The organism is Chitinophaga hostae, assembly GCF_018224885.1.
Lineage (GTDB): Bacteria > Bacteroidota > Bacteroidia > Chitinophagales > Chitinophagaceae > Chitinophaga > Chitinophaga hostae.
Genome location: NZ_JAGTXB010000014.1, coordinates 132793 through 156381, shown reverse-complemented (window position 1 = coordinate 156381; position 23589 = coordinate 132793). Strand labels below are relative to the sequence as shown.

The 23589-nt window shown below is 49.1% G+C and carries 20 protein-coding genes; 6 read left to right on the top strand and 14 right to left on the bottom strand.

Annotation, left to right across the window (positions count from 1 at the left end):
* The first annotated feature begins 106 nt into the window (after positions 1-106).
* Both KE626_RS24265 and KE626_RS24260 read left to right on the top strand, forming a co-directional pair.
* Positions 107-511 carry a hypothetical protein gene (locus tag KE626_RS24265; RefSeq protein WP_211975602.1) on the top strand — a complete coding sequence of 135 codons (405 nt, stop codon included), beginning with the start codon at positions 107-109 and terminating at the stop codon, positions 509-511.
* Positions 512-530: 19 nt separating this feature from the next.
* Entirely contained in the window at positions 531-2879 is a 2349-nt protein-coding gene (locus tag KE626_RS24260) for an ABC transporter permease (protein ID WP_211975601.1), read from the top strand.
* Positions 2880-2883: 4 nt separating this feature from the next.
* Here the strand turns inward: KE626_RS24260 and KE626_RS24255 are convergent, their stop codons facing one another.
* The 3 genes from KE626_RS24255 to KE626_RS24245 all read right to left on the bottom strand — a co-directional run bounded on the left by KE626_RS24255 (position 2884) and on the right by KE626_RS24245 (position 6724).
* The gene (locus KE626_RS24255) at positions 2884-3399 is read right to left on the bottom strand and encodes a hypothetical protein (RefSeq protein WP_211975600.1); all 516 of its coding nucleotides are present in this window, start codon (positions 3397-3399) and stop codon (positions 2884-2886) included.
* A gap of 171 nt (positions 3400-3570) precedes the next feature.
* A complete protein-coding gene (locus KE626_RS24250) occupies positions 3571-5838 on the bottom strand; it encodes a sensor histidine kinase (protein ID WP_211975599.1) in 2268 nt (755 codons plus the stop codon).
* 406 nt (positions 5839-6244) lie between these two features.
* On the bottom strand, positions 6245-6724 hold the full coding sequence (locus KE626_RS24245) for an inorganic diphosphatase (protein WP_211975598.1): 480 nt from the start codon (positions 6722-6724) through the stop codon (positions 6245-6247).
* A gap of 133 nt (positions 6725-6857) precedes the next feature.
* Here KE626_RS24245 and KE626_RS24240 point away from each other — a divergent pair, with 133 nt between their 5' ends.
* Positions 6858-7082 (top strand): hypothetical protein, encoded by a 225-nt coding sequence (locus KE626_RS24240; RefSeq protein WP_211975597.1) that lies wholly within the window; start codon positions 6858-6860, stop codon positions 7080-7082.
* An 18-nt stretch (positions 7083-7100) separates the two neighbouring features.
* On the opposite strand, the gene KE626_RS24235 is transcribed toward KE626_RS24240, so the two are convergent.
* On the bottom strand, positions 7101-8243 hold the full coding sequence (locus KE626_RS24235) for an FG-GAP repeat domain-containing protein (protein WP_211975596.1): 1143 nt from the start codon (positions 8241-8243) through the stop codon (positions 7101-7103).
* Between the two features lie 239 nt (positions 8244-8482).
* Here KE626_RS24235 and KE626_RS24230 point away from each other — a divergent pair, with 239 nt between their 5' ends.
* Positions 8483-8905 carry a 3-hydroxyacyl-ACP dehydratase FabZ family protein gene (locus KE626_RS24230; RefSeq protein WP_211975595.1) on the top strand — a complete coding sequence of 141 codons (423 nt, stop codon included), beginning with the start codon at positions 8483-8485 and terminating at the stop codon, positions 8903-8905.
* A gap of 31 nt (positions 8906-8936) precedes the next feature.
* On the opposite strand, the gene KE626_RS24225 is transcribed toward KE626_RS24230, so the two are convergent.
* From KE626_RS24225 to KE626_RS24185, 9 genes are all read right to left on the bottom strand, one after another.
* A complete protein-coding gene (locus tag KE626_RS24225) occupies positions 8937-9647 on the bottom strand; it encodes an SDR family oxidoreductase (RefSeq protein WP_211975594.1) in 711 nt (236 codons plus the stop codon).
* 37 nt (positions 9648-9684) lie between these two features.
* Positions 9685-11031 (bottom strand): TolC family protein, encoded by a 1347-nt coding sequence (locus KE626_RS24220; RefSeq protein ID WP_211975593.1) that lies wholly within the window; start codon positions 11029-11031, stop codon positions 9685-9687.
* A gap of 33 nt (positions 11032-11064) precedes the next feature.
* Complete coding sequence (locus tag KE626_RS24215) at positions 11065-14148, bottom strand: efflux RND transporter permease subunit (protein WP_211975592.1); 3084 nt, start codon at positions 14146-14148, stop codon at positions 11065-11067.
* Between the two features lie 28 nt (positions 14149-14176).
* Positions 14177-15280 (bottom strand): efflux RND transporter periplasmic adaptor subunit, encoded by a 1104-nt coding sequence (locus KE626_RS24210; protein WP_211975591.1) that lies wholly within the window; start codon positions 15278-15280, stop codon positions 14177-14179.
* Between the two features lie 34 nt (positions 15281-15314).
* Entirely contained in the window at positions 15315-18065 is a 2751-nt protein-coding gene (mgtA, locus tag KE626_RS24205; RefSeq protein ID WP_211975590.1) for a magnesium-translocating P-type ATPase, read from the bottom strand.
* Between the two features lie 409 nt (positions 18066-18474).
* Positions 18475-19833, bottom strand: a complete 1359-nt coding sequence (locus tag KE626_RS34745; protein WP_211975589.1) for a HAMP domain-containing sensor histidine kinase — start codon at positions 19831-19833, stop codon at positions 18475-18477.
* Positions 19830-20513, bottom strand: a complete 684-nt coding sequence (locus tag KE626_RS24195) for a response regulator transcription factor (protein WP_211975588.1) — start codon at positions 20511-20513, stop codon at positions 19830-19832. Before KE626_RS24195 ends, KE626_RS34745 begins: the two co-directional genes overlap by 4 nt.
* A 113-nt stretch (positions 20514-20626) precedes the next feature.
* Complete coding sequence (locus KE626_RS24190) at positions 20627-21070, bottom strand: DUF7832 domain-containing protein (protein WP_211975587.1); 444 nt, start codon at positions 21068-21070, stop codon at positions 20627-20629.
* A 109-nt stretch (positions 21071-21179) separates the two neighbouring features.
* Entirely contained in the window at positions 21180-22553 is a 1374-nt protein-coding gene (locus tag KE626_RS24185) for a sensor histidine kinase (protein WP_211975586.1), read from the bottom strand.
* A gap of 71 nt (positions 22554-22624) precedes the next feature.
* On the opposite strand from KE626_RS24185, the gene KE626_RS24180 reads away from it, so the two are divergent.
* Together KE626_RS24180 and KE626_RS34930 are read left to right on the top strand one after the other, a co-directional pair.
* Positions 22625-23173, top strand: a complete 549-nt coding sequence (locus KE626_RS24180) for an AAA family ATPase (RefSeq protein WP_211975585.1) — start codon at positions 22625-22627, stop codon at positions 23171-23173.
* A 27-nt stretch (positions 23174-23200) separates the two neighbouring features.
* Entirely contained in the window at positions 23201-23332 is a 132-nt protein-coding gene (locus tag KE626_RS34930) for a hypothetical protein (RefSeq protein WP_283093173.1), read from the top strand.
* On the opposite strand, the gene KE626_RS24175 is transcribed toward KE626_RS34930, so the two are convergent.
* Entirely contained in the window at positions 23329-23526 is a 198-nt protein-coding gene (locus tag KE626_RS24175; RefSeq protein ID WP_211975584.1) for a hypothetical protein, read from the bottom strand. The genes KE626_RS34930 and KE626_RS24175 overlap by 4 nt on opposite strands.
* Between the last annotated feature and the right edge of the window lie 63 nt (positions 23527-23589).

The window sequence follows — 23589 nt, the reverse complement described above, 5'->3', positions numbered from 1 at the left end:
CAAAGCTGCTTTCGTAACAGATAATGCTTGTTCTGTCACATTTGAATAAAAACGATCATGGCTTAATGTAATTTTTGGAAAGTTTCTTATTCCAAATAATACTACCATGAAAATCATATTTACTCTCCTCTGTGCTTCCTTCTTCCTGCTTTTTCTCAGCCACTGCAGGAAAGGAGGTAGCACAATGAGGGGGTACTTCTGGACACGTAAAAATAACGGCCCCTATTATCTCTACATCAACGACACCCTGAAAGGAACCCTTCCCTACCAGGAGCAGCCTCCCAAATGCGGGGACCCTGACCTGGATCAGAAAACACGCTTTGTACTCTTAACATCAAGCACTCATTATATTGAAGTACGGGATCAACAGGGCAAAACCCTGTTACTCGAAAAATACGAGCTGGAAAAAAATGAGCATCATTTTTCACTGAGCGTATCCATGAAAACCCCTAATGGCCGCAATCAGCATGTGATTTCCGGGAATTGCTCCGTCGAAGAAATAGGTTTCTGATCTTTAAAACGTTGTTTCCATGTTCAAAAATTATTTCAGACACGGATGGAGAAATCTCCTGAAAAACAAATTATCCACCCTTATCAATATCGGGGGACTGTCCATCGGTTTAGCCACCGGCATCATCATCCTGCTGTGGATCAACGATGAATACAGCTTCGACACCTTCCATAAAAACAGCGCCGACATTTTCCTGCTTATGCAAAACCAGCAGCGCGAAGGCTCCTGGTCTACCGGCGACGTAACGCCAGCGCCGCTGGCCGCCAAAATAAAACAGGAACTGCCGGAAATAAAATATGTTACCCGCAGCGCCTGGGGTGGTCAGCAGCTGGTTGGCGCCGGCAATAAAAACATTTACCAGGAGAGTTTGTACACCGACCCGGACTATTTCAACATGTTTACCTACCCCGCCATACAGGGCGATCCGGTGGCGGCCCTGCGGGAACCGGGTAATGTGGTGCTCACGGAAAGTGCCGCGGACCGGCTGTTTGGCAAGGATGACCCGATGGGTAAAATTATCCGGCATAATAACCAGCATAACCTGAAAGTAGCCGCTGTGATCCGGGACGTGCCTCCCAACAGTACCGCACAATTCGACCTGATACTCCCCTTCCGCCTTTTTGAACTAGAGAATGCGGACTGGATAAACAAATGGGATAATAACCGGCTCGGCACCTGGGTACAGCTGCAGCCCGGCAGCAGCATTGCCGGTTTTAACGCGAAATTGAAAACGGTCATACAGCAGGCTACAGGCGATAAGTCAGGATACCTGTTTGCCTACCCTGCTGCCGATCTGCACCTGTATGGCTCCTTCAGAAATGGCCGGCCCAATGGGGGCCGTATTGAAATTATCCTGCTGCTGGGCACCATCGGGCTGTTTATTTTGCTGATTGCCTGTATCAATTTCATGAACCTGTCTACCGCACGTTCGGAACATCGTGCCCGCGAAGTAGGCGTGCGCAAGGCGCTGGGCGCTTCAAGGCGAACCATCATCGGGCAGTTCCTGGTGGAAGCTTTGCTCATTACCTTCCTCGCCCTGTTGCTCGGCATACTGCTGGCCAAGCTGGCCATCCCCGGACTAAACCGTATTTCGGGAAGGAGCATTGGTTTTGATTTTAGCAACTGGCGCATCCTGTCAGGACTCTTACTGCTCTCCCTCTTCACCGGCTTGGTATCGGGCAGCTACCCTGCCTTTTTCCTCAGCAGCTTTCAACCCGTAAAAGTATTAAAGGGAGTGGTCACCCAACCACGCAGTAGCGGCATGTTCCGCAAAGGACTGGTCACCTTCCAGTTTATCATCTCTATCTTCCTGATTATTTCTACCATTGTTATTTACCAGCAAATAAGACATGGCGAAAACAGACCAGTAGGTTATCAGCAGGAAAACCTGGTGGAAATACCCGCCCGGGGTGATATGGCTAACAAGTTTACCATATTGAAAGAGGACTTGTTAAGGATACCCGAAATTGAAAGCGTGTCGGCCGGAACAGACGACCTCCTGGGCTATGGCGGCAGTACCGATGATGTGAAATGGCCGGGAAAAACACCGGACCAGAACTTCCCGGTAACGATTACCTGGGTGCAATACGACTGGGTAAAAACAGCCGGACTGCAGCTGCTGGCAGGGCGCGATTTCAGCGCAGACTATGGCCGCGATTCCGTTGGCTGTATTATTAATGAAGCGGCTGTCAGGAAGATGGGGCTGAAAGAACCGGTGATAGGTACCCTATTGGGATCCAACCCCGTTATCGGTGTTGTTAAAGATTTTATTTCAAATAATCCATACCGCTCTCCCGGCCCTATGGTGGTATATCTTGGTAAAGGCGGCATGGGACATTTCTTTGTACGCCTCAGAAAAACAGACAGTCCACAGGCAGCGCTGACTAAAATTGAAGGGGCGGTAAAGAAACACAATCCTGAGTTTCCTTTTGAATTTCATTTTACCAAAGAAGCCTATCAGCGAAAATTCAATGGCATCAGGTCTTCCGGTTTCATGCTGAACTGGACCGGGAGCCTGGCTATCCTGATTTCCTGCCTGGGGTTATTTGGCCTGTCCTCTTTCCTGGCCGAGCGGCGCGGTAAAGAAATCGGCATCCGCAAAATTATGGGGGCGGGCGAAAGCAGGATCTGGTTTATGCTGGCAAAAGAGTTCCTGAAACCGGTGTTGATAGCCTTCCTGGTAACCGTGCCGCTGGCTGTTTTTGCCCTGCGTATAGCCCTGAAGGGTATCGACTACCGTGTTGAACTGCAGTGGTGGATGTTCCTGGCAGCAGGTATTTTAACGGTGATCATTGCAGTGGGCACCATTAGTTACCAGGGTATTAAAGCCGCCAGGACGAATCCCGTAAAGGCATTAAAAACGGAGTAATCAGCTAGGGATGTGTGAGCAGCTGCTCAGGCGCTTCCAGCAACGACTGTGTTTGCAGCAGCATTTCTTTCATCTTCATTTTAAAGCGGGTGGTGGCAGGCACCTCTTCCGGTATCACCGTGTCGAGCAGTTCACTCTGGAAGAGGACCTTCAGGTTCTCTTTCAGTTTATGTACATTTTCCTGCTTCGCCAAACCGGCTGCAAAACCCGCTTCGCGGATGGCCTGTTGCTGAAGCGGTTCGAACGATGCCGCATACCAGATCAAGGGCACCTGTTTCAGACGTTTGATCTTTCTCATCTCCTGTAAAAAGAAAACGGCTTCGTCTGATGGCTGCAAACTATCTAAAAAAATATAATCAGGCGTAAAGCCCGCATGCTTTTTTAAATAGTCCAGTGCCCTGGAAGTATTGTCCTGCGATATACAGGCTTTGCTGATGTTTAAGAGGTCCAGTGCAAGATAAAACTGGTTACGCCGGTCACGGTCCGGGTCAATTAATAAGGAGGTTAGCTTTTCACTCATTGCAGGGCAGTTTTAATGGCAGGATAAAATTTCGTAACAACTATCTCTTGAAAACAAGCGATCTCAATTTTTGTTCTCTGCTGCAAAACTACACCCGGAAATGTTCCTGAAAAAATCAGGCAACCCCATCTTTCAAAAAACAACAACAATTAACAAAATAGCAACAGTACGTTATGCAGACACCGGTAAAATAACATTGAATTCAGCGCCTTCATCCGGTACGCCGTTGGCATAAATGGCGCCTTTATGATTCAGCACAATTTTACTGCACAGGGCCAAACCTATACCCGTTCCTTCAAAAGCAGTACGTTCATTTAACCGCTGGAAAATCTGGAAGATTTTTGCAGCATACATCTGCTCAAATCCAATCCCGTTATCTTTTATCGTGATCATGTAATAGTCTTTTTCCGGATCCAGGTCCTGCAGCACAGCTCTTTCGTGGGCGGGTAACAGTTGTGCATATACTTTTATCAGTGGCTTACGATCGGGCGATAAAAATTTGAGCGCATTGCCCAGCAGGTTATGGAACAACTGGTTCATCTGCAAAGGGCTTACGAGAAGACGCGGCAATTCACCCAGCTCAAGCTGTACATCATGCCGGTCTATGGTTACTTCATAGTCTGTCAGCACATTTTTCAGGATTTCATTGAGGTCTGTTTCTACAAAGGGGTCTTTCACGTGTACCAGCCTGGAGTAATCCAGCAGTTCATTGATCAGCTGCGACATGCGCCTGGCGCTGAACATCACTTTATCGATGTACATACGGGACGTTTCCGACAGGATCTCTTTATTTACGTTATACAACATACCGGCAAAAGTGTGGATCTTGCGCAGCGGCTCCTGCAAATCATGGCTGGTTACATAGGCGAACTGTTCCAGTTCCCGGTTTGATTTTTCGAGATAGAAATTCGCGTCGAGCAACTCCCGGGTACGCTGATCTACCAGGGCTTCCAGTTTAAGCGCCAGCTGCATATATTTGGCTTCGCTTTCTTTCAGGGCGGCAAACAGCCTTCGTTGCCCGGTAATATCCCTGGCTATTTTGGAGGCGCCAACAATATTTCCTTCTATATCTTTTACCGGGGAGATGGTTAACGAAATATCGACCAGTCCTCCGCTCTTGGTCAGCCGTTTCGTCTCGAAATGGTCTACCCGTTCGCCGGCCCTGAGTTTTGCGATGATCCGGGGTTCTTCCTCCATTCTATCCGCCGGGATAATCCGGGTAATGACCTCCCCGATCATTTCTGCCGCGGTAAATCCGAATAGCTTTTCCGCTGCAGGGTTCCAGCTGGTGATAACGCCGTCCAGGGTTTTACTGATAATGGCATCGTCAGAACTTTCAACGATGGCGGCCAGGGTATAAATTGCTGCCGGATCAGCAGCGGGTTGCAGCTCGTTTTTTGGTAATTCCGGGGCGAATTCCATCTCCGGTAAAAATTCCTGGTAATACCGGTATACCACCGCGCCACTTGCGCTCATCACCTCATCTGCCGGCAAGTGGGTCTTCCCAGTTGGGATGCTGATCAAAAAATGACTGCCGGCTCCCGCCGTACTATCCACCTGCAGCTGCCCGCCATGCCTGGCTACCAGCTTGTTTATAAGGGTAATTCCACTGTTACCGTCATCGTTGTGCAGCAGGGTTTCACGGACAGCGGCGAGCAGGGAAGCACTCATGCCAGCACCGCTGTCAGACACGGATAACTGCACCAGGTCCCCTTCCTGGCTTAACCTCACAGCAATGCCACCGGACAACGTATACCTGAGCGCGTTAGATAACAGGGTAAACAATATCATCTCCCACATATGGCGGTCTACATACACCTCCTCACTCACCGGTTGAATATTGACCACCAGGGTGAGCCCTGCTTTCCTGATCGTACCTTCAAAATGTTTCAGCAGTTCGCTGGTGTAGCCGCTAATATCTGTTTTGACAAACCTGGGCGGCGCAGCAGGACTAACAGCCGCGCCAACAGCCATTACGCCGGCCATATCGCCGGTATCGCCCGGAACCAGGCTTCCATTGAAATGATAGGAAAGATCCGGGGCACGCATCACCTGCAGCAGGGGCCTGTCGGCTGCCAGCATACCAGATGCCATGAGGCTGCTAAATTGGGGTTCCAGCTGATCCCATAAATCTCCCCAGCCCTGTGCAGCAGGGCGTCCCAGCGAACCGGGATGAAGATCTCCCAGCAAGGCGATCATGGCATCGTTATAAAAATAAACAGCTTCGCTCCCCCACCATAAGAACATAGGATGCGGCGAGGTTAGCAGCAGGCGTATGCAGGTTTTCAAACTTTGTGACCATCCTTCCACAGGCCCTACCGGCGACGATTCCCAGTCAAAGGAACGAATCTGTTCACCGGTTTCTCCCCCTCCGGAGAGAAACCCATATGCCGCAGCGGCGTGTCCACTCAATGTTACCTTCAAAGGGGCATTTATCATGTGCAAAAAATAAGATCGTAAAGGTTTATGTTGGTTGATCCATGCTACGGTGATGCCACCAAATTCCACAGTCAGCTTAAAACTGGGTAAAAAAATTCCCAAAACTTAACCGTTGTGATGCTACACTTTCCTCCTGATAAAACTGATCCTTTCAATTGTTTCCCCGCATTCCCGTTCCATTGTTGATCCCTATTACCAGGGCGGTGACAGCTGCTGTACGGCCAAATGGCAGCGCCCCTCCGATAGTCCTGACCAGTACCGATCTTATAGTTATTACAATAATCGTGTCGAAAGCATACTTTCCCAAAAAATGCGCTTGCGCCCGGCCTTCGGGCCCGGACACGACAAAATGTATTACCACTACCCTCCCGGATACCAGTAATACCTCGCTGATGGGTTACCCCATTTATTTATCAGGAAATTTTATCTGCTCGTATGCCGGAGCGGCTTCGATATAACCCAGTGGCATAAACTGCTTGCCCTCCTGTTCATTATAGGAAACAAAAAAGTGCTCTATCTCCCTGATCATCTGTGCAGCCACCGCGTCTACACCCTTATAAATTTTAGATAATACCGGTACGGCTATATAGCGGTCGTTCCTTATAATGGCGCCGTCTCTTTCTTTTTGTTCCGCCTTGATAGCACCCAGTAAACGGCATTTCATCAAACAACCCGGAAAACTTTTAAATTCCGAGATCACCATTACGTCCAAAGGATCGCCATCTGCTCCTTTTGTACCAAGGATAAAGCCTACGTCATATGGGAAAACCATACCGGCGGGTAGTATTTTGCTGAGGACAAAAAACCTGGATACCGGGTCAAAATCATATTTTTCACTACTCCCTTTCGGGGTTTCAATGACAACAGGTAACTCTTTAATGATCATACGCACATTTTGAAGGTCAAGTAAATAGGATAAAGAGGACTCAGGTGCGAAGAAACAAAAAAAGCAGCAACCGGTAAATATATAATACACAGGAGGGCATAATGATTGTACGGATTATTTAAAATCCAACACCATGAGCAGCTTTCATATTCAACTGAATAACCACGAAATCGGCGTTGTGCGTCAGGATGAAGATGTTTTTATCGTGCGGCTTCCGGAGAAAACGATTCACCTGGAAAAGCGCGAGGATAATGAAGGAGCCAATCACTGGTTTGAAGAAGGGAAAGACAATGAAACCACACAAACCAGCGAAATTGGAACAGCCATTGAAACCTGGCTGGCGCAACATAATGACTAGCCGCATTAAAGTGCGATGCTATTCATTTCCCTTATTGTAAAAAATAAACAGTCCGTCCTTACCGGCTACTACCAGGTCCTTTTTGCCTGAGCCGGTCAGGTCGGATATGTCAAAATAGAGCCCCGCCCCTTTTTCACCATAACTGATCACCTGTTTGGTAAAAGACGTACCATTCCATTTAAAATAGTAGATGCCGCAGGGATCTGCGGAGCCGGGATCATGATCGTTGTGCGCGCGATAGCGCTTTCCTGTCACCAGTTCTGCCGTTCCATCCCCGTCTATATCTGCCCATGCCATGGTGTGGTACTGGGAGTTAAAGGGATCGATCGCATGTTTGATCCAGGAACGTTTGCCGGTTTTGCCGTCTTTCTTTTGTTCATACCAGTCGAGTCCGTAGTCATGCCCCTGGCCTGCTACGAGGTCGGCAAGACCATCATTATTTACATCTGTAACGATCACGGGTACACTGGCTGTGCCCAGGTTGAACTCCGGGTGAAAGGTCCAGGCGGCGCTAAAGGGTGCTGCCGGCGCCTCTACCCAGCCTTCCGGCACCACCAGGTCAATGCGGCCATCGCCATTGATATCGCCAAATCCCAGTCCATGCCCCGATTTGCGGTCCAGTATTTTATGAGCGGTAAAAGCGCCGCCGCCTTTGCTGTGCCGGTAAATCACCAGCGGATCATTGGGCGTATTGGGAATTATTTCCGGGATCCCGTCGCCGTCGATATCAAAAGCGCGGGTGGTTTCTATATTACCCGGCGTGGCAATAATATGTTCCTTCCATTCCTGGTCGTTACCTGGATTCTCTTTCCATACCAACGTTTTGCCAAACCAGCCACCGGTAACAAAGTCCATACGGCCATCGCCGTTCACATCAAAGGGGATAGTGGAAAAATCGTCCCAGTATTCTCCAAATTGTTTTACCGGGCCTATATAATGACGCTTAAAAAAAGCCGGGCCTTCATACCAGAAAGCACCCGATACCAGGTCGGGGATTTTGTCGTTGTTCACGTCAAACACCGCTACCGACTCATAGCTTTCTGCTGATACCTGCAGCTTTGTAAATTTCAGTGGCGCCGCTGCTTTCGGTTGACTGCCCTGGGCATCAACAGCGGTATTTAGTGTTAACAGGGCACATATCTTAAGCAGTTGTTTTTTCATATACCGTGGAATCATGAAACAACAATATAGCCGAAGTACCTTATAAAACTATCCTGTAGTGTCCTGTAAATTTACGGAATACATCATTTCACCGGATAAGCCCATCCGCTGCTAAAAAAGATTGACCGGCGACAACACCCGGGGCACTGGTTTATTTGCGGTAGCAACCGAACTTGTCCAGTGTTACCGGATTACCTACAACATATCATTAAATACTATATTTACTAAAATAACTCAGCATGCAATCCGCCGTTACTAATATCGAACAACTGATTCCACACCGGGCGCCATTTCTGTTTGTAGATGAAATTATTTCCACCACACAGGAAGAAATCGTTGGCATAAAAACTTTTGATGACACGGATGATATGTTAAAGGGTAGCTTTCCGGAATTCAATTTTGTTCCGGGCGTTATCCTAATAGAATCGATGGCACAATGCGGCGGGGCTGGCATCAAAATACTAGGTTTGGCAGATGGATTATTCGGACTGGCGGCTATTGAAACTGCTACCTTTCTAAGCGGTACGCCCTACCGTCAACCGGTCAAATATGTAATCCGGAACATCCGCGTCAGCGATAAACTCATCAAGCAATCCGGTGTGGCATATGTAGATGAGAAACCCGTAATGGAAGCCCGTTGGCTTTGTATAAAGATTGAATAGCTACGGCTTAGCTATCCGTCGGCTACCGCCGTTAAATATTATGGTCCTTTGGCAGGATCATCAACCTCGGAATCCTCACATGGGCCGGTTGCTGCATGATAAATTTAACCATGGCCACTATATCATCCGTATGCAACGGTTCATGAATGCCCATAGCCTCTTTTGGATGTACTTCCCAGTCTTTATGCAACTCCGTCATCACCAGTCCGGGTTCAATGCAGGACACCTGTACCGTACTGCCGGCCAGCTCCATCCGGAGGGCTTCGGACCAGGCTTCCATGGCGTATTTGGTGGCGGCGTAGGCTCCGGCGGTGGGCCGCACTTTGGTACCGAGTATACTCGACATATTGATCACATGACCGAAGCCCTGTTGCCGGAAACGTTTCAACAGTTTATAAGTAAGCCGGAAGGTGGCGGTGATATTTAATTGTATCATGTCCGTTACCTTTTCAATATCGATCTCTTCGATGGCGCCGGTGGCGATGGTGCCCGCACAATTAAAAAGATAATCGCAGCGGCCGTATTTCGTGTACAGCAACTGTTCTATGCTATCCTGGAAAGCTGTTTCCACCAGGTTGCCGGTCAGCACGACTACGTTGGGTGCTGCCAGTTGTTGGAGCCGCTCCTCGCGCCGGGCCGTAGCCACTACCGTATACCCATCTTCGCTCAATGCTTTGGCGATGGCATAGCCAATACCGCTGCTGGCCCCTGTTACCAGACATACTTTTTGTCCGTTACTCATGATGCTTGCGTTTACAGCAAGATAATAATTTTACTTTTTACACGATATCCCATATCCCGGCGGCGCGTTCCAGGGCGATCAATGCAGCGGCATGGCTATAGAGGGCCTGGTAATAATCATGTTGCAGGTTGTTCCAGGTACGTTGTGCATTGAGCACTTCCAGCAAGGAAGTTTCTCCCCGTTTGTAGCTGTATATTTTCCCCTGCAATACTTTTTCAGCATCTGCCAGCAAACCGTTTTCAAATTGTTTTACCTGTTGAGTGGCCGCAGTGTAGTTAAACCAGGCCTGTGTTACCTCTGTCCGGATCTGCAACAGCACCTGTTCATAGTCCAGTACCGCCTGTTTTACAGCGTACTGCGCGGCATGGAGTTCTCCTTTATAATGGTTCGATAATTTCAGTGGTACCGAGATGCCGGCGCTGCCGGCAATATAGCGGGGCGTGGGCGCAATATCACTGGTGGCTTCGGCATTATATCCCACACCGGCGTTTACGCCAAGGTCAATGGTGCGGTTGGCTTTGGCAAGAACCAGGCTTTTACCCGCCATTACTTTATTAATATTTGCGGCCACTGCATCTGCGCGGTTTTCCTGTGCGGTGCTGATAAGATCTTGTAAGATGAATACCCGCTCCAGGTGTTCAAAGTTACCCGATGGTAACAACAGGGTATCTGCCCTTGCCTGTCCTGTATTGATATTCAGCTGGGCGAGCGCGGTTTTCCAGTCTGCCTCCTGCTGGTACAAATTATTTCCCAGGTTACCTGCTTCCAGTTTTGATTGTCGTGCATCCGTTTCCGTGATAACGCCTTTCTGAAAGCGGATAACATCAGCATCTGCCAGCTGGCGCATCAACACATAGGATTGTTGCTGCACCTGGTACAGGCGTTGTTGCTGTATAGCGTTATACCAGGCGATGGCCGCATCGGCGCGCAGGTTACGAAAGTAGTCCTGCAACAGGGCCCTGCTCAGTTCAAGCCCGCTGCGGGCCAGCTGGGTGCGGGCTTTTCTTTTGCCGCCCAGTTCAATGGTGGTACTGATACCGGCATTATACCCGTAGGAAAGTTTCAGCACGCGGTGCTGGTTATCAAAACCGTCGAGCGAGAGCTGCGGATCAGGGAATACTTTGGCGCTTTCAATACCAGCGGCGGCTATACTTACATTATATTGCTGTGCTGCATAGCCCAGGTGTTGGGTACTCACCAGGTGCAGATACTGTTGCAGGGATACCGGGCAGGTTTTAAAAAGGCTGTCGGGAGATAAGACCGCAGTATCACGCTGATGCAGCGATGACAGCGCCGATGCACCGGCATGAGGCAATCCTTGTGCAACAGCTGGTTGTAATGTAAATGTGGTTATATTGGCCAGCAGCCACGCTCCTGGCAACATAAAATATCTTTTTAATAATTGCATACGATCAATTTATTCAGCAGATGAAACACGCCATTTTTTTTCGATGAGATAATAGAGAGCAGGCAGCACAAACAAGGTGATGGCGGTAGCCACCAGCAACCCGTACACAATAACGGTAGCCAGCGGGCGCTGCACATCGGAGCCGATGCCGGTGGCAAAGGAAGCCGGCAGCAAACCCAGCGCCGCTACGGAAGCGGTCATTAGCACCGGCCGGAAGCGATTTCGGGCGCCTGCAACAACAGCCGGCAGCAAATCATAACCCTGCCTCCGCAACGCATTGAGCTCCGAAACCAGGATCACCCCATTTTGAATGGCTACGCCAAACAATGCGATAAAACCTACTGCGGAAGACACATTCAGCGTCATGCCACGGATATTGAGCGCCAGCATACCACCAAATAATGCCAGCGGCACAATGCTGATCACCAGTGCCGCCTGCCGGAATTTACCAAAGGCGCCATAAAGCAGTAAAAACATGATGGCTAACGCCAACGGCACTACGACGATCAGTTTGGCGTAAGCCCGGTGCTGGTTTTCAAATTGTCCGCCCCACTTAACGCGGTACTGGTCATGATTATACTGCACGTTTTTTTCGATTTGCTGCTGCGCTGTTTGAAGAAATGCCGTCAGGTCATTGCCGCGCAGGTTAAGTTTTACTGTGAGGTGTCGCTTATTCAATTCCCGGGTAATGGTGCTTTCGCCGGTAGCGGTTTTCACGGTAGCCACCTGCGACAATGGAATTTTTGCGCCCGTAGCAGAAGTGAGCATCAGGCCTTCAATTTTCTCCGGCGTATTGCGGCTTTCATCGGTATACCGGCAAATCACATCATATACCTTATTGCCGGAAAACACCTGTGAGATGGCCTTTCCTCCTATGGCCACTTCAATCAGTTCTGCTACGTCGCTTACGTTTAGCCCATACCGTGCGATGGCTTCCCGGTTGACAGAAATCTGCAGCTGCGGCAAAGGTGGCTCCTGGTCTATGGCTACATCGGCAGCGCCTTTTACCTGTTTCAGCACGGCAGCGATGTTTTCTGCGATGCGGCGGGTTTCTTTAAAATCCTCGCCGTACACTTTTACAACCAGTTCACTATGTGCCCCGGCAATTTTGTCCATAACGCCATCAATCATCGGCTGACTGAACCCGACGCTATACCCCGGCATGGCTGCGTAGGCGGCAGAGAGGTCGTTGATCAGGTCAGCCTTTGTCCGGCCATTTTTCCATTCATTATATGGTTTAAGACCAATGGAACATTCAAAATGCGAGGCCGTCCACGGATCGGTGCCATCGTCGTTACGCCCCGCCTGTACCATCATATAGGTCACTTCTCCGAACTGCATGGTGCGTTGCCGCAAGCTGTCGCTCATTTCTCTGGAGCGTTGCAGGGAGATACCGGGAGGCAACTGCACCTGCAGCCAGATAGAGCCTTCGTCCAGCGGAGGCAGGAAGTCTTTTCCTACGGTAACGGATAAACCGATAGCGCCGGCCAGCACCACAGCCAGCGGGATAAGCACCCTCGCCGGTCTTCTCATTATTTGCTGCAACCGCAACTGGTAGGCGTTGGTGAGGCGCTCCAGCCATTTGTTATGATACAGTTTACGAGGCTGGCGATATACCGCAAATGCAAGTCCGGGTATCAGCAGCAATGCCACAGCGAGTGCCCCCAGCAGGGCATATCCTACGGTGAATGCCATAGGGGTGAATAGTTTCCGCTCTACTCTTTCAAAGGAAAACAGGGGCAGGTAGGCGGTAATGATAATGATGGTGGCAAAGAGTATAGGTCGCGCTACCTGGGCTGCTTTATGGATGATGGCATTGGCCGGCAGTTCTCCTTCCGGTTGTTCCTCCCGCTTCTTCAGGATGGCCTCCATCATTACGATGGTGCCATCTACGATGATCCCGAAGTCAATGGCGCCGAGTGAAAGCAGGTTGGCCGGGATATTGGTCAGGTGCATCAGGATAAATGCGATCAGCAGCGACAGCGGAATGGTGATGGCTACAATCAGCGCGCCGCGCCAGTTGCCGAGAAAAATAATCAGTACAATGATCACCAGTCCGATACCTTCCAGCAAGGTATGCGATACGGTATCAAGCGTATTGCTGATCAGCTGCGTGCGGTCGAGATAAGGACGAATGGTAACCCCTGCCGGTAAAATATGCTGGTTAAGATCATCTACCGCTGCATGGATGCCATCCAATACCTTCGAAGGATTTTGTCCTTTCAGCAACAACACGATGCCTTCATCCCCTTCGCTGTAGTTAACGGAGCGATCGGTGTACCCCAGGATACCTTTACGTTCGAGGTTACCCAGTTTAAGGCGGCCCAGATCCTTTAAAAATACAGGGACGCCGTTTGCCGATTTTACTACTACGTCGCCGAGGCTTTCCAGTGTTTTCACCAGGCCAATTCCACGCACTACGTAGCCCAGGTCGCCGATATTGAGCACGCTGCCGCCTGCGTTGGTATTATTGTTACTGATAGCTGCCTGTACATCTGCCAGGGAAATATGGTACTGCTCCAGCAGCTGAGGGTCAATTTCTACCTGGTACTGCACGGTGATACCGCCAAAGTTGGTCACATCCGCTACGCCCGGCACCTGCTTAATGCGGGGGATAATAGTCCAGTTTTGCAAGTCAGTAATCGTTTTCAGATCATGGTCCCTGCTTTCAATAATGTAGCGGTATATTTCCCCGATAGGCGATGTCAGCGGGTCCAGTCCTGGCTTTGCACTGTAGGGAAGTTCCACATCGCTCAGTCTTTCCGTAATCCGTTGTCTCGCCCAGTAATCATCCATCCCGTCTTCAAACACGACGGTGATCACTGATAATCCAAAGGTGCTTTTGCTGCGCATTACGTGCATACCGGGCATGCCGTTGAGCACCCGTTCTACGGGAACGGTGATTTGTTGTTCTACTTCTTCTGCCGCAAGCCCCGGCACCTGTGTCACTACCTGTGAAGTAACATCGGCAATATCGGGATAAGCTTCTACAGATAACTGTTTCCAGGAATAATAGCCAAACACCCCCAGGAGCAAAAACAGCACAGCAAAGAGCCATCGCTTTTCAATCGCGGCGGATAATAATTTCTTCATAAAAATTCATTGATAAAACGGGGAGTATTTATTTGATGGCAGGCAGATAGAACCCGCCTTCGGAAACGATCTTTTCTCTGGGTTGTAAACCGGCTGTCACCACCACATTGTTATTGTTGTTGCCGTTGATGGTCACTGTGCGCTTCACAAATCTGCCTGCGGCCACGGCTACAAAAACATAAGGAGCATCGTTCGCCTGCAGCAGCGCTGTAGCGGGAATTTGCAGGGCTGATACGGGTTGGTCAGTAAAATGTACGGTAACATACATCCCGGGTTTCAGGGCATAACCGGGATTAGGTACTGCGATCAATACGGATACGCTGCGGGTATCTTCATCCACCACTGCATTTATGTGATATACTTTTCCTTTTAGTAACACACCCGGCAGCGCCATTACATCGATATTACATTCGTTGCCGGTACGAATAAAACGTATATCCTTTTCCTTTACCTGGCCGGCAATCCACACAGCTGACAGGTCTGCGACGGTGGCCACACCGGCGGCATCGTCTTTAATGAACTGGCCCATCACCACTTTATTATCTATTACTTCGCCGGCCAGCGGGGCGCGCACCACCAGTGGTTGGCCGAGCGACAACTGATCAGGGCTGGCTTTAAAAATACGGATCGCCATCACCGCATTTTCATATTCCTTTTTCTCCACCTCATAAGCTGTTTGCGCTTCTTCCAGGTCTTTTTGCGTACCTACGCCATTGGCCAGGAGGTCCTGCTGGCGCTTCCAGGTTCTTTCTGCCTGTTGCAGCTGGGTTTTCTCCTGGAAAAAAACTTTCTGCGCGGCGATAAAATCCGGGGAGCTGATTTCGAACAGGGGTGTTCCCGGCTGCGTTTTCATTCCCAGGTACAGGAATGACCGGGTAACTCTTCCCTGGAAGGGCGGGGCTATTTCCGCATATTGCGTGGGGATGGCTCTAACGGTACCGGCTGTACTCAGTTGCCGGCTGTAAGGTGCGCTGCGTACTTCCTGGATGGAAAGTTTTTGTTGCAGCGGCGATCCCGCAGGCAATATAATCGTATCTCCCTGCGGATGGATGGTGGCGGCAGCCTCTTCTTTCTTTAGAGGATGACAGGCGGCGGCCGTCAGCATACCCACGGCTATTAATCTTGTTTTCATGATATTGGCAAATTGAAAATGAACAGTACAGTACTTACAGCCAACGGCTAAACCTGTTGATATACTTGTTTTTTATAAATTGGGTAAGCAGGCAATAGCAAAACAGAATCGCGAACAGCCAGGGAAAATAAGACAGCGGAAGCGGTTGCATTTTCAAGGCCGTGGCAAATGGCGTAAACGGTATGGCAATGCCAATGAGCATGATGGTGCTGGTCAGCGCCACTACCGGTGCGGTAGCCCAGCTCTGGATAAAAGGTATTTTACGGGTACGGATCATATGTACCACCAAGGTTTGGGACAACAGACCTTCCACAAACCAACCGCTCTGGAACAGGTGCTGATGTTCAGGACTGGCTGCTTTAAATACAAAGAACATCACCGCGAAAGTGGCATAATCAAAAATGGAGCTTACCGGGCCAATACACAGCATAAACCGGGAAATATCCGACGCATCCCATTTCTTTGGCTGGTCTATAAAGTCCTGGTCCATCTTGTCCCAGGGAATAGCTACCTGCGAAATATCGTACAGCAGGTTTTGCACCAATATCTGCACGGGCAGCATGGGCAGAAAAGGCAATAGTGCGCTGGCGCCGATCATGCTGAACATATTGCCGAAGTTGCTGCTGGCGGTCATTTTCACATACTTGATGATATTGCCGAAAGTTCTTCTGCCATAAATAACACCCTTGCGTAATACCATCAGGTCTTTTTCCAGCAGGATGATATCTGCGCTTTCTTTGGCGATATCTACGGCGGTGTCTACACTGATGCCCACATCGGCGTCGCGGAGAGCCGCTGCATCGTTGATGCCGTCGCCCATAAAGCCCACGGTATGGCCCTTTGCCTGCAGCAGTTTCACCACCCTTGACTTCTGCACGGGGCTGAGTTTTGCCAGTATGGATACGTCGTCAATTTTTGCCGACAGCGCCTCATCGTTCATTTGTTCCAGTTCTTTACCCAGCAATATTTCGGTAAATGGGATACCAACTTCGCGGCATATTTTTTTGGTCACAATTTCATTGTCGCCGGTGAGTACTTTTACATGTACGCCTAATTGTTGCAAGGCATCTATGGCGATACGCGCCGAAGGTTTTGCCGGGTCGAGGAAGCCGATAAAGCCGGTCAGGATCATCTCCTTTTCGTCATCTACGGTATAGGTCAATGCGCGGTCACCGAACTCGCGGATGGCTACCAGCAATACTCTCAGCCCTTCTTCATTTAACCGGGCAGATATCCGCAGGATGTTTTCCCTTACCTTTTCATCGATGGCAATCACCTTATCGGATTCGATATGCAGTTGTTTATCTTCGCCCGGATCAAAGGCATGAGTGCATAGCTGCAGCATTTCTTCCACAGCGCCTTTGCAGATCAGCAGCTGTTTTCCGTTGCGCTGCTTCAGGATCACCGACATACGGCGCCGTTGAAAATCGAACGGAATTTCATCTGCCTTCAGGTAGTGTTCTTCTACTTTCAGGTAATCGTGCAGTTCTACATGTTCCAGCACTGCCACGTCCAGCAGGCTTTTCAGGCCTGTTTGATGATAGCTGTTGAGATAGGCCCATTTTAGTACTTCCTCATCATCTTCCCCGAAAATATTAAGATGTCTTTCCAGCACAATTTTATCCATGGTGAGCGTACCGGTTTTATCGGTACACAGTACATCCATGGCCCCGATGTTCTGGATGGCATTGAGCCGTTTGATGATCACTTTCCGTTTGCTCATATTCACCGCACCTTTAGCCAGGTTAGCAGTAACGATCATGGGCAACATTTCCGGTGTAAGTCCTACTGCTACGGCAATAGCAAACAGCAGTGCATCCCACCAGTTACCTTTTACCAGTCCGTTGATCAGGAAAATGAGCGGAACCATCACCAGCATAAAACGGATCAGGAGATAGCTTACTTTATTAACGCCTTTATCGAAGCTGGTTTCTGCGCGCTTGCCCGTAATGGCTTTGCTCAGTGAGCCGAAGTAAGTTTGGTTACCGGTATTTACGATCATGGCGGTAGCGGCGCCGCTGACCACGTTGGTGCCCATGAAGCAGATGTTATCCAGTTCCAGTACGGTTTTGCAATAGGCGTCTGTTACCGGCAGCGAACTCTTTTCCACGGGCAGGGATTCGCCGGTGAGCATGGCCTGGCTCACGAACAGGTCTTTCGACTGCATCAGGCGGCAATCCGCCGGTATCATATCTCCGGCCGATAAAAAGATGATGTCACCCGGCACCAGTTCACGGATGGCGATTTCCACTTTCTCCCCTGGTTTGCGTAATACGGTGGCAGTGGTTTTCACCATGCTTTTGAGTTGCTCTGCCGCGCGGTTGCTGCGGTACTCCTGGAAAAAGCGGAGCAGGGAACTCACCATCACCATGATGCCTACCATGATCACGGTTTTATAATCCCCTTCTCCCGGCGCCGCCAGCCAAACATCCGTAATAAAGGAGATCACGGCAATGGCCAGCAGAATGGCTATAAAAGGATTGATAAAAGCTGCGCCCAGCTGTTTGTACCAGGACGGAGCTTTTTCATGATGCACCTCATTCAGGCCACTCAGCGTTAATCGTTTCCTGGCCTGGACGGCGGTTAGTCCGTCGGCATGACTATCGAGCAGCGACAGGTATTCCGCCTGACCGGCAGCGGCTACCTGTTGCAGTTTGTTAGCAGCGGTTTCCCCGTTGCCGCCGGGCATGATCTTCCAGATCTCCGGCATACCGGATTTCCTTCTGAAGGCATAGTTGCGCACGAAATGTGGGTGCTTGTTTACAGCATTTGATAAGTATAACACAGCGCTATTTTTTCCCTGCAGATGACACAGCAGCGCTATGGTACCAGGCAGGAGATTAATAAATAAAATGAGGTTCCGGACCAGCGTCCATAATCTTTGTTTTTAATTCAATGCAAATGTAAAACAGGCCTGTAACAAAGGCCGTTAGAGGAGGAACAGAATTTTATTAGAAATTTATTAGAACTTGCCTTGCCCAGGATTTTTTCTTGCCCAGGATTAAACTGATTTTGATGATTTACAGGATTTTTTTTGTGATTATAATTTGATTTTAAAAGATTAAGAAAGAGATAGGCAAAAACTCGCTTATATCTTCCCTAATCTTTTTAAAATCAAAAAGAAAAAATCCTGTAAATCATCAAAATCAGTTTAATCCTGGGCAAGAAAAAATCCTGGGCAAGGCAATTCCTGGTCAAAGAGAAACAACAAACACGCTGCCCTCGCCAATGCGGGAACTAACGGTGATAGTGCCCTGATGCATAGCGATGATCTTTTGTGTTAGAGAAAGACCGATACCATTGCCAGGGGTAAAACCCATATTGGTACCCCGGTAAAAAGCGGAGAAGATATTCGGGAGGTCGGCTTCACTGATACCGACACCTTTGTCTGTAAAGCTTAACAGTAGACGATTTTCGCGGTAACCGATAGATACCGTGCAATGATGGTCGGGGGAAAATTTACAGGCATTTTCCATCAGGTTAATAAACGCTACTTTCAGCAGGTATTCGTTACCGTTGACAGAAATAAAATCGTCATCTTCTATTTCCTGCTCAAACTGTATATCTACTTTATATTCTTCTGTCGATTTGATCACGGTATTGCGGGCATCCATCAGCAGTTCATCTACCCGTAATATTTTACGGCCTATTTCCGTTTGGTCATAGTTGGCTTTGGCCATATCCAGCAAGCCATTGGACAAGCGTACCAGGCGCTTTGCATCGGCCAGGGCCAGGGCAATCACCTCTTTATATTCCGTAGCGGAGCGGTCTTTGATCAGCGCGATCTGCAATTCTCCTACAATAGTGGCCAGCGGGGTACGCAGTTCATGGGAGATGTTGCTGACAAAATGTTTTTGCGCATCAAAAGAGTGCTCGAGGCGATCCAGCATTTTATTGAAGGTAGTAGCCAGCTCCCCGATCTCATCTTTCTTATTTTGCACGGGCACGCGCAGATCCAGGTTGGTAGCGGTAATTTCTTCTACCTTATCTACCATCTCTTCTACCGGTTTAAGGGCGCTGCCCACAAAAAAATAACCGGCGGCGATGGTAAAGCAGATAATGCCGGTATATGAAAAAATAAGGCTGTACAGCAGTCGTTGCAGGCGCTGCAGCCCATATTTATCGATAGCTGCGGCGGTGATCACATAACGATGCCCATCGTGTGCATAGAGGAGTCCTACCACCTGTAAGGCGCCCTGGTCAAACCTGATTTCCTGTTGCGCTATTACCTGGTGGATCATCTCCCTGGTTTCCTTTACTTTGTCAATCTGCACGGCATCATGATACAGGAGGTTGAAAGCGGTGTCGTAGATGGCCACTTCTTCGCCGAATAATGCGTTATCGGCATTCTTATACATCAGTTGTAATACATTCGGCGGCACTTTGGCATCCAGGAGCATATTTGCTTTGGTGATCGCTTCCCGTTTCAGGTGTTCATAGTAATCATCTTTCCGGGTACTGGCAGACGAGAGGTAAACGAATACCGCAAAAGCGAGTAAGAGTACGCCGAAGAGCACCAGGAATAATAATATGAGCCGGGTTCTTATCTTCACTCTGCTTTAAATATGAAACCCATGCCAGACCGGGTGTGGATGAGTTTTGTGGGAAAATTTTTATCTATCTTTTTCCGGAGGTAATTAATATATACGTCTATAAAGTTAGTACCTGAGTCAAAGGTATCCCATACTTTCTCGGCAATTTCGGTACGCGACAATACCCTTTCCGGGTTTTTCATCATGTATTCGAGCAGGCGGAATTCTTTAGGGGTCAGGTCTATAACGGTTTGATTGCGTTTAACGATTTTTGTTTGCAGGTTCATTTCCATATCTGCGAAACGGAGGAGAAATCCCTGGCTATAGGTGTTGGTATTAGCCTGGTTACGCTTGATGAGTGCGCGGATACGGGCATGCAGTTCACGAAAATCAAAAGGTTTTACGAGGTAGTCGTTGGCGCCGGCATCGAAGCCTTCCACCTTATCGTCGGTAGTACCGAGGGCGGTGAGCATGATGATGGGGCAATCCGGCAGTACGCTGCGTATCTGTTTACACAAATCCAATCCGTTGATCTTGGGCAGGATGATGTCCATGATGATGAGATCAAAGGATTGCGACAGGGCCAGTTTCTTTCCCATCTCCCCGTCGTATGCCAGGGAGATCCGGAAGCCCTGTTCTTCGAGCCCTTTCTTGATCATTTCCGCCACCCGCTGTTCATCTTCAATAACCAGGATCTGCATAAAGCCTTATTTAAAAGGCAAATGTAAAACAAAATCAGCTTCCCGGCAGCGCACACAAAAACAGGGTATAGATTGCGGGGAATCCGTACCATTATCCGGGTTGCATCGGTCAATTACTGGAAAGTCTTCCAGTCTTCGAACCGCTTATCAATAACAGGTTTTATCCGCTCGTAATTTTCCCAGGAATTATCTACGCTGTACACGATAAATTCACCGGCGGAGGTGTGGAACAGGTTTTTATAGTCGTCGAAATAGCTGGCGTATTTGCCTTCCTTGCGGCCATAATAAGCCCTGGCAAAACTGTTCCCGGTATCGTCCAGGTCATCAGTGGTAAACTTTCCATCGCAAACGCTGTCGAGAAATTCCGCCCCGTTGAGGGTTCTGTTCCGTACCTGTGTTAACGCTTCTCCGGCTTCTTCCATCTGGTCTTCCGACATCAGGTTGCGGTCAATGCACCAGGTGAGGAACATGCCAATATGCGTATAGGCATTGATGATAGGTAAGTTGTTAGGATAGTCGCCGCCATAATGCCAGGAGGCGTCATCGTACTTGGCCATAGGTAGTTATTTTATTTATGTCTTGATCGGAATAGGAAGCCGGAATAACGGTTACAAATATAGAATAAATATGTAATTTTTGAAATTACGCCTGTTGAAATTTGAATAGTTAGTAAGAAGCAGATGGTTCATTGACGGGCACATCGCCCTTGCGAAGCCACAACGTAAAAGTAGTACCGCTTTCAGGGGTGCTTTCCACGTCAATGGCCCCATTGTTTTGTTCGGCAAATTCGCGGCATAATATCAGTCCCAGCCCGGTACCTCTTTCGCCGGCGGTGCCATAAGCGGGGTGCTGCTGTGAGGTAAACAGTGTTTTCAGTTGTTGCAGATCCATACCTGTACCGTAATCTGTAACACTGATGGATACCTGGTGGTCTGTTTGCAGGGCGGTTACCTTTATCTTACTGCCGCCGTAGCTAAATTTCAACGCATTGCTGAACAGGTTCCGGAGAATCACGGATACCTGGTCCCTGTCGGCATACAGGGCTATATTCACGGGTACCTGTACATCCGCTGAAATATCCTTTTGCTCGATAATCAGTTCAAAAAAATGCAGCACCTCTGTCATCACCGGCGCCAGCAAAAAATTACGGGGCCTTGTCTGGATTCCTTTCATGCTTCTTGTGCTCCAGCGCAACACGTTATCCAGGGTGCCTCCCAGCTGCGCTACTTTGGAATGCAGTATGGCGGCGGCTTCTTCCATGTCATCGCGGGGATATTGCCCCTTCTGGAACATATCCAGCAAACTTTCAAGCGTGGCCAGGGGACTGCGTATATCGTGAGCCACAATAGAAAAAAGCTTTTCCTTATCCTTGTTCATGGCCAGCAACGCCTCGCGTTGTTTTTCTATTTCCTGCTGGTAATCGGACTGCACATATTTAAAATAGCTGAGCGCTACAATCAGGAACAGGAGCGACACCGCCACATTGGACCATACCCGTTCGGTGGGTACCGGCGGGGCCAGGTACCAGGACTGCGGCATAAAAACGATCAGCATAAATGCGGCGATAATTAAAACGCCAAAACAGCCAACGATCCATTTGTTATCATAGATGAGTATAGTAACCACGAGGATGTTCAACAGGAAATATTCCGCGCCGTTGTGGAAATACAAACCGGTAAAGGTGTACAGTGCCGCGCTGAAGAATATCAATACCACGCGGGCGCTCAGGTACAGCCGGTATTTATGCAACAGCAGTACTGTTATGGCTGCCAGGGTAGTTGACAGGTTTAAAGCCGAGAGCAGGTATCTTCCCTGGAAGGCATTTAAAAGACTGTAAAAAAACATGAAAGGAATACAGGGCAGCGCCAGCAGGTTAAGCAGCATGGTTCGCCGGGATTCGATATAGGGCATAGCGGGATGAACACCTACATTTACGATGTTATTCCAGTAGTGTACGGCATGCTGGTATAGTGATTGCTTCAGGCCCTTCAGCATAGATAGCCCAAAGATAGGCTTAAACGGCAAAATTGTGAACCCCATTTTTTTCCCTATCTTACAAACTCCTCCCCCCGCTCCTCTCCCTTTTTCATTTTTTCAGCTAAATATTTACTATGAAAAAAGATAACTTTTTCATTATTACCGGTGGGCCCGGTATGGGCAAAACATCTTTAATCGAAGCGCTGGCCGCCCGTGGCTACGATTGTGTTCCGGAAACCGGCCGTGATATTATCCGGCAGCAGGTAGCCGCCGGAGGAAATGCGCTCCCCTGGGGCGACCGGGAAGCATTTGCCCGCCTGATGTTTGAACAGTCGCTGGCCGATTTCCAACAAAGGGTCGGGCAAACGGCGCCTGTATTTTTTGACCGGGGTATTGCCGATACCATTGGTTACCTGGAGTTATGCGGACTGCCGGTACCCGCCGCCATGCGCGAGGCTGCTGCGTTATACCGGTTTAACAACAAAGTATTCCTGACGCCTCCCTGGAAAGATATCTACGAGCAGGACAGCGAACGAAAACAATCTTTTGACCTGGCGGTAGCAACCTGCAACAGCATGGTTGCTACCTATCAACAGCTGCAATATGAGCTGACAGTACTACCCACCGCCACTATCGCCGAAAGGATCCGTTTTATTTTGTCGGCTGCGGGGCTGCCCGGGTAAGTGTTGTACAAAATACTGGGCGCCGGTATGACGCATATAGTGGCGCTGTTTTCCAGGGATTTTATGAAACTGATAGGCATCGCTTTCCTGCTGGCCTCCCCGGTGGCCTGGATGGTGATGGCCGCAGCCCGGAAGCTACGGCCACGCATATACGTTTAATGGAAACGCAGGGATACATCTTCTACCCAACGCCCGTTGGGTCCCGCTTTCTCCGGTACGATGGCTGGCTGAGCTAATCCAGCGGGCAGATCAGCGCCGGGAATTTTGTTGACTTTAGTCATCAGGAGGATATTTTTTTCCGGATTATCGGTTCCCACTTCTTCCCTGGTACTAAAATATAACAACCACTCCATGCCTTCACAGAAAATTCCCGGAAAATATTAATCCGGAATAACTAATTTTATCTGCATCTTTGC

Coding starts and splice junctions, on each gene's coding strand:
- KE626_RS24175 (WP_211975584.1), bottom strand. CDS start 23,526: ATGGAGTGGTTGTTATATTTTAGTACCAGGGAAGAAGTGGGAACCGAT.
- KE626_RS24245 (WP_211975598.1), bottom strand. CDS start 6,724: ATGATCATTAAAGAGTTACCTGTTGTCATTGAAACCCCGAAAGGGAGT.
- KE626_RS24260 (WP_211975601.1), top strand. CDS start 531: ATGTTCAAAAATTATTTCAGACACGGATGGAGAAATCTCCTGAAAAAC.
- KE626_RS24250 (WP_211975599.1), bottom strand. CDS start 5,838: ATGATAAATGCCCCTTTGAAGGTAACATTGAGTGGACACGCCGCTGCG.
- KE626_RS24225 (WP_211975594.1), bottom strand. CDS start 9,647: ATGAGTAACGGACAAAAAGTATGTCTGGTAACAGGGGCCAGCAGCGGT.
- KE626_RS24195 (WP_211975588.1), bottom strand. CDS start 20,513: ATGCAGATCCTGGTTATTGAAGATGAACAGCGGGTGGCGGAAATGATC.
- KE626_RS24265 (WP_211975602.1), top strand. CDS start 107: ATGAAAATCATATTTACTCTCCTCTGTGCTTCCTTCTTCCTGCTTTTT.
- KE626_RS24215 (WP_211975592.1), bottom strand. CDS start 14,148: ATGAAGAAATTATTATCCGCCGCGATTGAAAAGCGATGGCTCTTTGCT.
- KE626_RS34930 (WP_283093173.1), top strand. CDS start 23,201: ATGACGCATATAGTGGCGCTGTTTTCCAGGGATTTTATGAAACTGATA.
- KE626_RS24180 (WP_211975585.1), top strand. CDS start 22,625: ATGAAAAAAGATAACTTTTTCATTATTACCGGTGGGCCCGGTATGGGC.
- KE626_RS24235 (WP_211975596.1), bottom strand. CDS start 8,243: ATGAAAAAACAACTGCTTAAGATATGTGCCCTGTTAACACTAAATACC.
- KE626_RS24230 (WP_211975595.1), top strand. CDS start 8,483: ATGCAATCCGCCGTTACTAATATCGAACAACTGATTCCACACCGGGCG.
- KE626_RS24210 (WP_211975591.1), bottom strand. CDS start 15,280: ATGAAAACAAGATTAATAGCCGTGGGTATGCTGACGGCCGCCGCCTGT.
- KE626_RS24185 (WP_211975586.1), bottom strand. CDS start 22,553: ATGGGGTTCACAATTTTGCCGTTTAAGCCTATCTTTGGGCTATCTATG.
- KE626_RS24255 (WP_211975600.1), bottom strand. CDS start 3,399: ATGAGTGAAAAGCTAACCTCCTTATTAATTGACCCGGACCGTGACCGG.
- KE626_RS24220 (WP_211975593.1), bottom strand. CDS start 11,031: ATGTTGCCAGGAGCGTGGCTGCTGGCCAATATAACCACATTTACATTA.
- KE626_RS24240 (WP_211975597.1), top strand. CDS start 6,858: ATGAGCAGCTTTCATATTCAACTGAATAACCACGAAATCGGCGTTGTG.
- KE626_RS24190 (WP_211975587.1), bottom strand. CDS start 21,070: ATGGCCAAGTACGATGACGCCTCCTGGCATTATGGCGGCGACTATCCT.